The sequence below is a fragment of the Actinomadura sp. WMMA1423 genome (assembly GCF_006547145.1).
In the GTDB taxonomy this organism is placed as follows: domain Bacteria; phylum Actinomycetota; class Actinomycetes; order Streptosporangiales; family Streptosporangiaceae; genus Spirillospora.
Genome location: NZ_CP041244.1, coordinates 3446430 through 3459716, shown reverse-complemented (window position 1 = coordinate 3459716; position 13287 = coordinate 3446430). Strand labels below are relative to the sequence as shown.

At 72.8% G+C, this 13287-nt stretch carries 14 protein-coding genes; 9 read left to right on the top strand and 5 right to left on the bottom strand.

What is annotated here, in order from left to right; all coding sequences use genetic code 11:
- The first annotated feature begins 91 nt into the window (after positions 1–91).
- Genes FKD65_RS16020 through FKD65_RS16010 form a run of 3 tightly spaced genes read left to right on the top strand, consistent with a single transcriptional unit; the run spans position 92 to position 1726 of the window.
- Entirely contained in the window at positions 92–1036 is a 945-nt protein-coding gene (locus FKD65_RS16020) for an NADP-dependent oxidoreductase (protein ID WP_141578264.1), read from the top strand.
- Between the two features lie 60 nt (positions 1037–1096).
- Positions 1097–1315, top strand: a complete 219-nt coding sequence (locus FKD65_RS16015) for a hypothetical protein (protein ID WP_141578263.1) — start codon at positions 1097–1099, stop codon at positions 1313–1315.
- 54 nt (positions 1316–1369) lie between these two features.
- Positions 1370–1726, top strand: a complete 357-nt coding sequence (locus FKD65_RS16010) for a M48 family metallopeptidase (protein ID WP_141578262.1) — start codon at positions 1370–1372, stop codon at positions 1724–1726.
- 6 nt (positions 1727–1732) lie between these two features.
- On the opposite strand, the gene FKD65_RS16005 is transcribed toward FKD65_RS16010, so the two are convergent.
- From FKD65_RS16005 to FKD65_RS15990, 4 genes are all read right to left on the bottom strand, one after another.
- Entirely contained in the window at positions 1733–3172 is a 1440-nt protein-coding gene (locus FKD65_RS16005) for a cell wall metabolism sensor histidine kinase WalK (RefSeq protein WP_240810171.1), read from the bottom strand.
- Positions 3173–3241: 69 nt separating this feature from the next.
- The gene (locus FKD65_RS16000; RefSeq protein WP_141578261.1) at positions 3242–4192 is read right to left on the bottom strand and encodes an ABC transporter permease; all 951 of its coding nucleotides are present in this window, start codon (positions 4190–4192) and stop codon (positions 3242–3244) included.
- Entirely contained in the window at positions 4182–4958 is a 777-nt protein-coding gene (locus tag FKD65_RS15995; RefSeq protein ID WP_141578260.1) for an ABC transporter ATP-binding protein, read from the bottom strand. The genes FKD65_RS16000 and FKD65_RS15995 overlap by 11 nt, the downstream gene beginning before the upstream one ends.
- Entirely contained in the window at positions 4955–6004 is a 1050-nt protein-coding gene (locus FKD65_RS15990; RefSeq protein WP_141578259.1) for an ABC transporter substrate-binding protein, read from the bottom strand. Before FKD65_RS15990 ends, FKD65_RS15995 begins: the two co-directional genes overlap by 4 nt.
- 235 nt (positions 6005–6239) lie before the next feature.
- Between FKD65_RS15990 and eno the strand changes: the two genes are divergently transcribed.
- The 4 genes from eno to FKD65_RS15970 all read left to right on the top strand — a co-directional run bounded on the left by eno (position 6240) and on the right by FKD65_RS15970 (position 9670).
- A complete protein-coding gene (gene eno / locus FKD65_RS15985) occupies positions 6240–7523 on the top strand; it encodes a phosphopyruvate hydratase (protein WP_141586855.1) in 1284 nt (427 codons plus the stop codon).
- A gap of 112 nt (positions 7524–7635) precedes the next feature.
- Positions 7636–8088 carry a septum formation initiator family protein gene (locus FKD65_RS15980; protein ID WP_141578258.1) on the top strand — a complete coding sequence of 151 codons (453 nt, stop codon included), beginning with the start codon at positions 7636–7638 and terminating at the stop codon, positions 8086–8088.
- Positions 8089–8141: 53 nt separating this feature from the next.
- On the top strand, positions 8142–8720 hold the full coding sequence (locus FKD65_RS15975) for a DUF501 domain-containing protein (protein WP_141578257.1): 579 nt from the start codon (positions 8142–8144) through the stop codon (positions 8718–8720).
- Positions 8717–9670 (top strand): Ppx/GppA phosphatase family protein, encoded by a 954-nt coding sequence (locus FKD65_RS15970; protein WP_141578256.1) that lies wholly within the window; start codon positions 8717–8719, stop codon positions 9668–9670. Before FKD65_RS15975 ends, FKD65_RS15970 begins: the two co-directional genes overlap by 4 nt.
- Positions 9671–9842: 172 nt before the next feature.
- Here FKD65_RS15970 and FKD65_RS44915 read toward each other — a convergent pair whose 3' ends face one another.
- Positions 9843–10601 (bottom strand): DUF2510 domain-containing protein, encoded by a 759-nt coding sequence (locus FKD65_RS44915; protein WP_205718677.1) that lies wholly within the window; start codon positions 10599–10601, stop codon positions 9843–9845.
- Between the two features lie 138 nt (positions 10602–10739).
- Between FKD65_RS44915 and FKD65_RS15960 the strand changes: the two genes are divergently transcribed.
- A complete protein-coding gene (locus FKD65_RS15960; RefSeq protein ID WP_141578255.1) occupies positions 10740–11561 on the top strand; it encodes a uracil-DNA glycosylase in 822 nt (273 codons plus the stop codon).
- 322 nt (positions 11562–11883) lie between these two features.
- On the top strand, positions 11884–13233 hold the full coding sequence (locus tag FKD65_RS15955) for an NAD(P)/FAD-dependent oxidoreductase (protein ID WP_141578254.1): 1350 nt from the start codon (positions 11884–11886) through the stop codon (positions 13231–13233).
- Positions 13234–13287 lie beyond the last annotated feature (54 nt).

Genomic DNA, 13287 nt, shown 5'->3' with positions numbered 1-13287 from the left:
GTGTGATCGCCCCATAGCCGGGTAGATCGGCACGGGGAGATCGACAGCGGGCCGCCGGCCCCGCACTGATCCGTTCGGGGGACGAGTCGCCATGCGAGCAATCGCCGTGTCCGAGTACGGGGCCACACCGGCGCCGATGAACCTGCCGCGCCCGGAGCCGGAACCGGGGGAGGTCCTGGTGCGCGTGATCGCCGCGGGGCTCAACCCCCTGGACTGGAAGATCGCCGAGGGCATGCTCAAGGACTCCCTCGACGTGCCGTTCCCGCTCATCCTCGGCCGGGACGGCGCGGGCGTCGTGGAGGAGACCGGCGAGGGCGTGACCGGGCTGCGGGAGGGCGAGCAGGTCTACGGCTGCTTCGCCGCGGTGGAGCGGGGGCTCGGCAGCTTCGCCGAGTACGCCGTCGTCCGCGCGGACGGGGCGGTCGCGAGGATGCCGGAAGGGATGATCTACACGCAGGCCGCCGCGGTGCCGACCGCGAGCGCCACCGCCCTCGCCATGGTGGAGCAGGCGCGGGTCGACACGGGCCAGACCGTCCTCGTGGTCGGCGCGACCGGCGGCGTCGGGCAGAGCGTCGTGCAGCTGGCGTCCCGGGCGGGCGCCAAGGTCATCGCGACCGCCCGCGACGACATGGCGGGCACCATGCGGCGCCTCGGCGCGGACGAGACCGTCGACCACTCCGCGGGCGACCTCAACCGGCAGGTGCTCGCGGTCCACTCCGACGGGATCGACGCCGTCCTCGACATGGTCAGCGACGCGGGGGCCGCCGAGCACCTCGCGCAGCTGCTCCGCCCCGGCGGCACTTACGTCAGCACCACCTGGGCGGTGAACCCCGACGCCATGGAGGCCAAGGAGCTGCGCGGCGTCAACTTCAGGAACGAGCCGTCCGCCGAACAGCTGCACCGGCTGACCGACCTGATCGACTCGGGCGCGCTGCGCGTCCGGGTCGAGCGGGAGGTCCCCCTGGAGGACGCGGCCGGCGCCCTCGCCGCCAACCGCATCGGCGGAGCGCGGGGCAAGACCGTGTTGCGCATCTGACCCTCCGCGAGAGGTGAGGACGGCGGCGGTGCGGGCATGCAGAGCCGGAGGAGGAGGCACATGAACGAGAGCCAGACCGAAGACGAGCGGCGCGACCGGCTCCGCGACCTCGAGGAGTCGCTGAAGCGGCTGCGCGCCGACCTTCCCGCCCCGTCCGGCGACCCCACGGACATGGTGGACTCCGGCCAGTACCTCGCCCAGCGCGAGGAGCTTCAGGGGCAGATCGACCTGCTGGAGGCCGAACGCGAGCGGCTGCGCGCCGAACTCGGCATGACCTGAGCGGCCACGCGGGGCGGCCGGGAACAAAGCCCGGCCGCCCCCGGTTGCCGGGGCATGACCACCTACGAGGAGTTCGAGCGCGCGACGTCGTTCTTCGACGCCCGGGACTACGCGGGCGCGGCGCGCATGCTGGCCCCGATCGTCGACGGCGACCCGGGCAACCGCGCCGCGGTCGAGCTGCTCGGCCGCGCGTACTTCCACAGCGCCCAGCTCGGCCCCGCCGAGCGGACGTTCCGCATGCTGATCGAGCTCGACCCCGGCAACGGCTGGGCCCACGAGGCCCTCGCCCGCACTCTGGAGCGGCGCAGCCGCCCGGAGGAGGCCCGCGCCTTCCGCAGGCTGGCGCGCGCCATGGGCGTCGCGCCCGCCGGGGAGATCGAGGTCTCCGTGACCGCCGCCGACCTGGCCTGAGGCCCGTCAGCCGGCGGATTCGTCGCGGGGCAGGCGCAGGACGAACCGGGCGCCGGCGACGCCGTCGAGGCGGTCGGTGAGGATCAGCGACCCGCCGTGCGCCTCGGCGATGTCGCGGGAGATCGCCAGGCCGAGGCCGGTGCCGCCGGCGTCGCGGTGCCGGCCCTCGGCCAGCCGCGCGAACCGCTCGAAGACGCGCTCGCGGTCCTCCGGCCGGACTCCCGTCCCGTCGTCGATCACCTCGACCACCGCGGTGGCGGGCGGTTCGGTGCGCAGGATCACCGTCACCTCCTCGACCGCGTGCCGGTCGGCGTTGTCGATCAGGTTGGTCAGCAGCCGCGACAGCTCGTTGCGCCCGCCCCGCACCGTCACCGGCCCCTCCGCCAGCACCGTCACCTGGACGCGGCGGGGCCGGCGCAGCACCTCCTGGTCGGTGATCTCGGTCAGGTCCACCCGCTCACGGGGGAAGCCGCGGTCGGCGTCGAGCCGGGCGAGCGCCAGCAGGTCGTCCACCACGGCCGACAGCCGCTCGGTGTTGAGCAGGATGGCCCGCAGCGTGGCGGGGACGTCGGCGTCGTCCGGCGCCGAGAGGGCCAGCTCCAGTTCCATGCGCAGCGCGGTGAGCGGGCTGCGCAGCTCATGCGACACGTCGGAGACGAACGCGCGCTGCCGCGCGACCGCCTCCTCCAGGCGGTCCAGGGTGGAGTTCACGCTGTCGGCGAGCCGGCCCACCTCGTCGCGGCGGGCCGGTACCGCGACGCGGCGCTCCAGGTCCGTGGCGGTGATCTCCTCCAGCTTCCGGCGGATGTCCTCGACCGGGCGCAGCGCCCGGCTCACCGACAGCCAGGTCCCGTACCCGGCGAGGAAGGTGAAGAACGGGACGCCGAGCAGGACCAGTGCGCCGAGCCCCGGACGCGGCAGCAGCCCCTGCGCGGGGGCCAGCGAGATGATGTACAGCGCGTCCGGACCGACCCCGACCCGGCGCTCGAACACCACGAAGCAGCGGCCGCCCGGCGCGTCGATGCCGCACACGCGGCCGATCCGTCGCTCCTCGAACGACGACGGCGGCGGGAACCGGACCCTCGCGCGCCCCTCCATCCGCGGTGTGGCCGCGATCACCCTGCCCTGCTGGTCCACCACCTGCTGGAGGGTGTCTGTGGTCGGGGAGATGTCCAGGGTCAGCTGCCCGGTCTCGATCGCGATCGCCGTCCGCCGGTTGTCGCGCGCTATCTCCCTCAGGAGGTCGAAGTAGGCGGCCTGCCTGATCAGGATCAGCAGCACCGTGCACAGCGCCGACGAGAGCACGAAGGCGATCAGCGACGCCGCCACCGTCACCCGGAACCGGATCTCCGGGTGGCGCAGCACGGCCCGCCAGATCCAGTGGCTCGGGCTCGCGGAGGGCCGGCGGAGCCGGACTCGTATGACGACCTCCCGGTGGGGCTGCACTCCTTGTCAGTACCGGGAATTCTTGCCTGAACAGGGCAAACTGCACCCTGGGCCGCGGGTAAAAGATCCTCAGGCCGAGCCTTCGTCGACGCCCCAGCGGCGCCGGATGGCCCCGTCCACGAGGCCGAACAGCTGGTCGATCACGATGCCCAGGATGAGGATCATCAGCATGTAGGAGATCATGTCGGCGGTGTTGTTCAGCTCCCTGGCCTGCGACAGCAGCACGCCGAGCGAGGTCGTGTCGCCGATGACGACCAGCAGCTCGCCCGCCATCAGGCTGCGCCACGCGAACGCCCAGCCCTGCTTCAGCCCCGCCACGAACGAGGGCAGCGACGCCGGCAGGATCAGGTGGCGGTACAGCGCGAGGCCGCGCAGCCCCATCACCTTCCCCGCGCGCAGCAGGATCGGCGGAGTGTAGTCGACCCCGGCGATCAGCCCGTTGGCGATCGAGGGCGCGGCGCCCAGGATCACCACGAACAGGATCGCGCTCTCGCTGAGCCGGAACAGCAGGATGGCGAGCGGGAACCAGGCGATCGAGGGCATCGTCTGCAGCCCGGTGATGAGCGAGCCGAACGCGCGGCGCAGCACCCGGAAGCGCGCCACCAGCGCGCCGACCACCACGCCGGCGGCGACGGCGAAGGCGAACCCGACGACGGCCCTGCGCATCGTCAGCGCGACCGCGTCCCAGAACCGCCCCGTGGTGAGCTGGTCCCAGAACACCGGAAGGGTGTCGCGGGGGCCTGGGAGCACCCACGGCTCCTTCCAGCCGCTCCACACGACCAGCTGCCAGGTCGCGAGTGCGATCAGGACGGCCGCGACCATCGGCCACGCCGCCGACCACGCCCGCTGGAGGAACCGGGCGCGCGTCGTCCCGCCGAGCTCCAGCGCGTCGAGCCCGGCCAGCTCGCGGTCGAGCCGCGCCCTCTCCGTCACCCCGCCCCGCTCCCCGGTCACGTCCTGCTTGTCGGCCACGTCCTGCTCCTCCACCGCGCCCCGCCCCTTCGCCACGTCATGCGCCATGCCGGACGACCTCCTCGCGGAGCCGGTCGGTGATGGAGGCGGCCAGGGAGGCGACCTCGGGGGAGTCGATCCGGCGCGGCCGCTCCATCGGGACCGGGAACTGCTCCACGACGCGGCCCGGGCGGCTGCTGAGCAGCACCACCCGGTCGCCGAGCCGGACCGCCTCCCTGACGTTGTGCGTGACGAACAGCACGGTCAGGGCGCGCTCCCGCCAGATCCGCTCGATCTCGTCGTGCAGCAGGTCGCGGGTCATCGCGTCGAGGGCGCCGAACGGCTCGTCCATCAGCAGGACGGTCCCCTGCCCGTCGCCGGCGTCGTCCTCGGTGAGGGCCAGGGCGCGGGCGAGCGCGACCCGCTGCCGCATGCCGCCCGACAGCTGGTGCGGGCGCCTGCCCGCGAACCCGCCGAGGTGCACCGACTCGAGCAGCCGGGCGGCCCGCTCCCGCCGCTCGCCCCGCACGACGCCGCGCATCTTCAGGGCGAGCTCCAGGTTGCCCGTGACCGTCAGCCACGGGAACAGGGCCGGCTCCTGGAACATCAGCGCGACCCGCGCGCCGTCCTTGTCGATCGACCCGGCGCTCGGCCGGTCGAGGTCGGCGACCAGGTTGAGCAGCGTGCTCTTGCCGCATCCGGACGCGCCGACCAGGCACACGAACTCGCCCGGCGCCACGTCCAGGGACACCTTGTCGAGCGCGAGGAGCGCGGATCCGCCCGTCCCGAACGCCTTGGAGACCTCGCTGAGGCGGACCGCCGTGTCCGCGGTCATCTGTCGCTGACCTGTGCCTTCCCGCCCGCCTTGAGGACGTCGTTGAGGGGTGCCAGGTTGTAGATCCCCGCCAGGTCGGTCTTCTCCAGCAGGCCGATCTCCTCGGCGTGCCGGGCCCCGGCCACCAGCGAGGACGCCACCGGGTCGGTGGTGAAGTCGATCTCCTTGAAGGCCGCGGTGAGCACGTCCTGCTTCAGCGGCTTGCCGCTCAGCTTGGCGAGGGCGTCGTTGCTGACCTTCTCGGCGTCCGCCTTGTTCTGGTTGATGTAGTCCGTCGCCTCGACGACGCCCTGGAGCAGCTTCTTGACCTGCTCGGGGTGCTTCTTCTCGTACTCCTGGCTGACGAGCAGGTTGGTGATCACGAACTTGCCGCCGGGCCACAGCGACTTCTCGTCCAGCAGCCTCTCGCCCTTGTTCTCCAGGATCAGGCGCGAGGCGTAGGGCTCGGGCACCCAGGCGCCGTCGATGTCGCCCTGCGCGAACGTCTGCAGCGTCTGGGCGTTCTCCTGCGGGACGACCTTGACGTCGCCGCTGCCGTCCTTGTTCGCGGTTAGGCCGTTCTTCTTCAGCCAGTACCGCAGCGCCACGTCCTGCGTGTTGCCGAGCTGCGGGGTCGCGATCTTCTTGCCGCGCAGGTCCTGCGCGCCCTTGATCCCGGGCTTGACCACCAGCGAGACACCGCCCGACGCCGCGCCGGAGATGATGTGAACGGCCTTGCCGTGCGACTTGGACCAGGCGTTGATGGACGGGTTGGGCCCGACGAACGTCGCGTCGATCGCACCGGAGAACAGGGCCTCGACGGCGGCCGGGCCCGCGTTGAACGTCGCGGTCTTCGGCGCGGCGCCGAGGTGCTTGGCGAAGATGCCCTTCTCGACGCCGACCAGCGCGGTCGCGTGGGTGATGTTCGGGAAGTACCCGAGCCTGAGGGGCGCCGCGCCCCCCTCGGCGCCGCCGTCATCGCCGTCGCCGCAGGCACCGAGCGTTCCCGCTGCGACCAGGACGGTGAGTGCCATGGCGGCGAAGCGCCCGCGGAGTCCACGATGCATTGTGATGTTTTCCTATCAATCAAGTCTGTTTGACCTGCATAGTAGATAAGGAGCTCGTTCTCCGCGTCAAGTCGCGTTCCTGGCAGGATGCGGTCGCCGCGGGGAGCGGTTTGGCCGCCGCCATCCCCTTTGCGTGCCGGACGCCGGGGCAACGGCGAGGCGGTTGGGCGGCGGCGGGCGCGCGCGGATAGGCTCGGTGACCGCACAGACCATCCGCACCATCAGGGGGTTCCCCGTGTCGTCGATCGAGGCCGTACTCGCCCGGGAGATCCTTGACTCCCGCGGCAACCCGACCGTCGAGGTCGAGGTCCTGCTCGCCGATGGGACCGAGGCGCACGCGGCGGTCCCGAGCGGTGCCTCCACCGGCCAGTTCGAGGCCGTCGAGCTGCGGGACGGCGGTGAGCGCTACGGCGGCAAGGGAGTCCGGAACGCCGTCAAGGCCGTCAACGAGACCATCGACGAGAAGCTCGTCGGCTACCCCGCCTCCGACCAGCGCCTGATCGACCAGCTCCTGGTCGACCTCGACGGGACCCCCGCCAAGTCCGCGCTCGGCGCCAACGCCATCCTCGGCGTCAGCCTCGCCGTCGCCAAGGCCGCCGCCGACTCCGCCGGCCTGCCGCTGTTCCGGTACGTGGGCGGCCCGAACGCGCACCTGCTGCCCGTCCCGATGATGAACATCCTGAACGGCGGCGCGCACGCCGACACCAACGTCGACGTCCAGGAGTTCATGATCGCGCCGATCGGCGCCTCCACCTTCGCCGAGGCGCTGCGCTGGGGCGCCGAGACCTACCACGCGCTGAAGTCGGTGCTGAAGTCCAAGGGCCTGAACACCGGCCTCGGCGACGAGGGCGGCTTCGCCCCCGAGCTGCCCAGCAACCGGGACGCCCTCGACCTCATCCTGGAGGCGATCCGCAAGGCCGGCTTCACCCCCGGCCGCGACATCGCCCTCGCGCTGGACGTCGCCGCCACCGAGTTCCACGCCGACGGCCAGTACGCGTTCGAGGGCACCAAGCGCTCCGCCGACGACATGGCCGCCTACTACGCCGAGCTCCTTGGGAGCTACCCGCTCGTCTCCATCGAGGACCCCCTCGACGAGGAGGACTGGGCCGGCTGGGAGGGGCTCACCGCCGCCGTCGGCGACCGCGTCCAGCTCGTCGGCGACGACCTGTTCGTCACCAACCCCGAGCGGCTCGGCCGCGGCATCAAGTCCGGCGCCGCCAACGCCCTGCTGGTCAAGGTCAACCAGATCGGCACGCTCAGCGAGACCCTCGACGCCGTCTCGCTCGCGCAGACCAGCGGCTACCGCTGCATGATGAGCCACCGGTCCGGCGAGACCGAGGACACCACGATCGCCGACCTCGCCGTCGCGACCAACTGCGGCCAGATCAAGACCGGCGCCCCCGCCCGCAGCGACCGCGTCGCCAAGTACAACCAGCTGCTGCGCATCGAGGAGCTGCTGGACGACGCCGCGCGCTACGCCGGCGCCGCCGCGTTCCCGCGCTTCGACGCGCGGGGCTGAGCCGCGCGGCCCGGCGGGGCGGCGCCCCGTCCCGCCGGGCACCGCGTCCCGGCGGCCGGGCCGCGGCGAGGGGACGCGCGCAGTCAGGGGAAACGCGCAGGCAGGGGACACGATGGCGCAGGGCGACGACGAGCGGACCGACCGCGGTGCCGGCGAGCACGTTTCCGGGGAGGGCGGCCGGGGCCGCCGCCCGAACCCGGCGCTGACGAGCCGCGCCGCCATCCTCGCGGTCGTGGTGTGCGCGATCGCGCTGAGCCTCGCCTACCCTGTCCGGGAGTACATCGCCCAGCGCAAGGAGATCGCCGACCTGCGGAGCCAGGAGGCGGTGTCCCGCCGCCAGGTGGAGATACTCGCCCAACGCAAGCAGCAGCTCGGCGACAAGTCGTACATTGAGCGTGAGGCGACGCGGCGGCTCCATTACTGTCGACCTGACGTGAAGTGCTACATCGTCCTGGACGGCGGTGAAGGGGAGGGGCAGCAGTCCCGCGGGGGCGGCAAGGAGACCAGGCCGCCCTGGTACGAGACGCTGTGGCGGTCGGTGGAGGCCGCCGACAGGCCCCGCTGACCGTTCCTTGGGCGCGCGAGAAACGGATCCCCCGGATCCGTGGGGTGGGACTGATGATCGAAGCACGTGACACGGCCGCCGTGGCGGCCCAGCTCGGGCGCGAGCCGCGCGGTGTGCGCCGGGTGGCGAGCCGCTGCCCGTGCGGCCTGCCCGCCGTGATCGAGACGGCGCCGCGGCTCCCGGACGGGACGCCCTTCCCCACGCTGTTCTACCTGACGTGCCCGAAGGCCGCCTCGGCCATCGGCACGCTGGAGGGCGGCGGCGCGATGCGCGACATGCAGGCCAGGCTCGCGGACGATCCGTCCCTGGCCGCCGAGTACGCCGCCGCGCACGAGGACTACCTGCGCCGCCGCGACGACGCCGCCCGCGAGGACGGCGTCGAACCGCTCCCGGCCGGCATGCAGAGCGCCGGCGGCATGCCGGAGCGCGTCAAGTGCCTGCACGCGCTCGTCGCGCACGAGCTGGCGGTCCCCGGCGCCAACCCGTTCGGCCGCGAGGCCCTGGACGCGCTCCCCGACTGGTGGCGCTCGGGGCCCTGCGTCGAGGTGGAGGGCGAGACGGAATCCGGCCAGGCGGACCCTGGCCAGGCCGAATCCGACCAGGCCGAACCGGAACCGAGGGAGGCGCGGTGACGCGCGTCGCGGCCATCGACTGCGGGACCAACTCGGTCCGTCTTCTGATCGCCGACATCGCGGCCACGGGCGGCGACGGCGAGGGCGGCGGCGCCCTGACCGACGTCGAGCGGCGGATGGAGATCGTCCGGCTGGGCGAGGGCGTCGACCGGACCGGGCGGCTGTCGCCCGCCGCGCTGGAGCGGACCTTCACCGCCATGCGCGGGTACGCCCGGCTGATCGAGCGGCACGGGGACGGGCACGGCCCGATCAAGACCCGCGTGGTGGCGACCAGCGCGACCCGCGACGCCGAGAACCGGGCCGACTTCGTCAGCGGCGTCGTCGACATCTTCGGCGTCGTCCCCGAGGTGATCAGCGGGGACGAGGAGGCCGGGCTGTCGTTCACCGGCGCCACCCGGGAGCTGGCGAAGCTGCGCCCCGCCCGCCCCTACCTGGTCGTCGACATCGGCGGCGGGTCCACCGAGTTCGTGCTCGGCAGCTCCTCGGCTGACGCGGCCCGCTCCATCGACATCGGCTGCGTGCGGATGACCGAGCGGCATCTGAGGGACGACCCGCCCTCGCCCGAACAGATCTCCAACGCGGCCGCCGACATCGACGCGGCGCTCGCCGCCGTCCGCGAGACCGTCCCGGTGGACGAGGCGCGCACCCTCGTGGGGCTCGCCGGATCCGTCACCACGGTCGCCGGCATCGCGCTCGACCTGCCGCACTACGAGGCCGACCGCATCCACCTCGCGCGGATCACCGCGGGCCAGGTGCACGAGGTGACGCGGCGGCTGCTGCACGCCACCCGCGCCGAGCGCGCCGAGTTCGGCGTCATGCACCCCGGCCGCGTCGACGTGATCGGCGCGGGCGCGCTCATCCTGGACCGGATCATGCGCGAGTACGGGTTCGGCGCGGTCGTCGTCAGCGAGCACGACATCCTCGACGGCATCGCCTGGTCCCTGCTCTGATGCGTGTTTACTCAGTCCCGGCCCACTTCGCTCGCCTTGAGGCTCGCTACGTGACCGTGCCTGGGCGAACGCGGCATCGCTTCGCGATCTGCCCGGTTTCGCTCGCCTCCGGCTTCGCTTCACCGGGCAGGTCACGCGTTCGCGCGTGGCCGAGGCCACTTTGAGACAGCCTCTAGTACTTGAGCCGGGTCAGCAGTGCGGGGAGCAGCACCGCGTTCGGGTTCTGCTGCGGGACGTAGAGCAGGGGCGCGGTGCTGCCGGTCTGCTGGATCCAGACCCGCCCCCGGTCGACGGTGGCGCCGGAGATCAGCGACCAGCTCAGCGACACCCGGTTGGCGCGGACGCCGCCCGGATGGACGGTCAGCCCCTGCGCGACGTCGACCGACTCGCCCGCGCGGACCCGGACGGCGAGTTCCTCGACGATCCGCGGCTCCGCGTACTCCTGGCAGAGCTGGATCAACCGCCCCCAGATCTGCTCGGGCTCGCCCTCCCGCCCCCGCGAGAGACCGGGGGGCGCGATCGACTCGATCACCACCTCCACGCGGGGGCCGCCGCGGAACGGGTACCGCCCGGCCTGGAAGATCCACTGCGTGCCGTGGCCGGCCGGCTGCTCAGCCGCCCAGTACGCCACCCACTCCACCCGCGGCCATGCGAGCGACGCGTTCCCGTAGGCGACGCCCTGGTCGTCGGCGTGCAGGTGCAGGCCGTGGACGTACACGTCCAGGGGCGGGACGGAGGGGGCCCGGTCCCAGGTCGGCACGTGCGGGGCGGCAGGGTGCGTTCCTTGGGCGGCGCCCGCGCCCTGCTCGCGGCGCGGGATCCGGGGCGGGCGGACGGGCTCGGGGTTCAGCCGCTCGGTCCAGTTCTTCCCGTCCCACCAGCGCAGGCTCCCCGTGCCGTAGGGGTCTGGGTACCAGCCCGGTTGCGACACTCCTGCCTCCCGCCTCGCACAACGCGCGTACCGGACACCACCTCCCCGACCGGCGAACGCATCGTACCGACCGGACCCGCCTTCCACGGGCCATGGGCGGAACCCGGCCACCGTCCGTGGCGTGGGACGATCGGTGGTATGCCGCCCGCCAACCCTCCGTTCGTGCCGCCCGGCTCAGGGTGGCCGGAAGACCCCGCCGCCCCCGCGACCCCCGTCGCGCACGGCGCCGGCGACGTCGCGGAGCTGGCCGCCGGGGCGCCGGGTCTGCACGAGCTTTGCGCCCGCCAGTCGGTGTGCCGCGCCTGCGACCGCCTCGTGGAGTGGCGGGAGCAGGTCGCCGTCCAGCGCCGCCGGGCGTTCGCGGACGAGCGGTACTGGGGACGCCCCGTCGCCGGCTGGGGCGACGAGCGCCCGCGGATCCTGATCGTCGGGCTCGCCCCGGCCGCGCACGGCGGCAACCGCACCGGCCGGATCTTCACCGGCGACCGCTCGGGAGACTGGCTGTTCGCGTCCCTGCACAGGGTCGGGCTCGCGGCCCGGCCGACCAGCGTGCACGCGGGCGACGGGCAGCGGCTCATCGGCGCGCGGATGGCGGCGACCGTCCGCTGCGCCCCGCCCGACAACAAGCCGACGCCCCTGGAGCGGACCACCTGCCTGCCGTGGCTCGCCCGCGAGGTCGCGCTGGTCGCCCCGACCGTGCGCTGCGTGGTGTGCCTCGGCGGGTTCGCCTGGCAGGGCGTCTGGCCGGCGCTGAAGGAGGCCGGGTACGGCGTGCCGCGCCCCCGGCCGAAGTTCGGCCACGGCGCCGAGGTCGAGCTGGCGCCCCCGCCGTCGGCTCCCGGGCACGGTCCCGTCCTGCTGCTGGGCTGCTACCACCCGAGCCAGCAGAACACCTTCACCGGCCGGGTCACCGAGGAGATGCTGGACGCAGTCTTCGTCCGCGCCCGCGATTACGAGTAGCGCGGCCAGGAGTCCGCCGCCTGGGCCGTCGGCCGGATCCGGCCGGGCGGCCGACCGGCACCGGCCCCCTGGCATCGCTTCCCCCGTTCACCTCGTCCGCGAGGAGTTCGACGGCGAGGCAGGGCCTTGGCCAAGCGGCCCCGGTGCGGCGGACCGGCCCCTGCACCGATCCGCCGCCCGCGACCGCTTGGCGCCCCCGTCGGGCCCTGGCCTCGCCGTCTCCCTTCTGGCGGTACAACGGATGAGATGCCGGCGGTGGGGATGAAGTTCGCGAGTCAGACAAAGACGTGAGCGCGCCGCAGAACCGGGTACCGCTCCGTATATGCCATCCCAGCGCACGAAACAGATCGTGATCGTCGGCGGCGGGTACGTCGGCATGTACACGGCCCTGCGCCTGCAGAAGAGGCTGCGCGGCGAACTGCGCCGCGGCGATGTCGCCATCACCGTCGTCGATCCCCAGTCCTACATGACCTACCAGCCGTTCCTCCCCGAGGCCGCCGCGGGGAACCTGGAACCCCGCCACGTCGTGGCGCCGCTGCGCAAGGTTCTGAACCGCTGCCGGATCGTGAACGGGTTCGTGACCCGGATCGACGACGCCGCCAAGCGGATCACCCTCCGGCCGGCCGGGTCGCACACCGCGGGCGTGCCCGAGCGGGACATGGAGTACGACCTGCTCGTGGTCTGCCTCGGCTCCATCTCCCGGACGCTGCCCATCCCCGGCCTGGCCGAGTGCGGGATCGGCTTCAAGACCGTCGAAGAGGCGATCTTCCTGCGCAACCACGTCCTGCACCAGCTCGACATCGCCGCGTCCAACCCGGACAACGAGACCGTCCGCAAGCGCGCCCTGACCTTCGTGTTCGTCGGCGCCGGCTTCGCGGGCATCGAGGCCATCGCCGAGCTGGAGGACATGGCCCGCGACGCATGCCGGTGGTACCCGACCATCGACGAGAAGGAGATGCGCTGGATGATGGTCGAGGCCACCGACCGCATCCTCCCCGAGGTGGGCCCCGAGATGGGCCGCTGGACCGCCGAGGCCCTGCGCCGCCGCGGCATCGAGGTCAAGATGAACACGCTGCTGAAGTCGGCGGAGAAGCGGCGCATCGTCCTGAGCGACGGCGAGGAGTTCGAGGCCGGCACCCTCGTCTGGACCGCCGGCGTCAAACCGCATCCCGTCGTCAAGGAGAGCGACCTGCCCCTGGACGACAAGTCCCGCATCAAGTGCACCGCGGAACTGACCGTGGAAGGACGCGAGGGCGTCTACGCCGCCGGCGACAACGCCGCCGTCCCCGACCTCACCGACACCGGGGACTTCACCGCGCCCAACGCCCAGCACGCGGTCCGGCAGGCCAAGCGCCTCGCCGACAACATCGTCGCGGACCTGCGCGGCAAACCCCGCAAACCGTACGTGCACGCCTACGTCGGCTCCGTCGCGGGCCTCGGCCTGCACAAGGGCGTCGCCAACGTCTACGGCCTCAAGCTGCGCGGGCTCCCGGCGTGGTTCATGCACCGCACCTACCACCTGTCGCGCATGCCGACCGTCAACCGCAAGTTCCGTATCACCATGGACTGGACACTCGCGGCGTTCTTCCGCCGTGAGATCGTCTCGCTGGGCGAACTCGAATGGCCCCGCCAGGAGTTCGAGCTCGCGGCCGGCCGCCAGCACGACATCTGACAACGGGACTTGACCGCACGGACCGTTCCACTGGCCGGACCCGGCCGCCGGAAG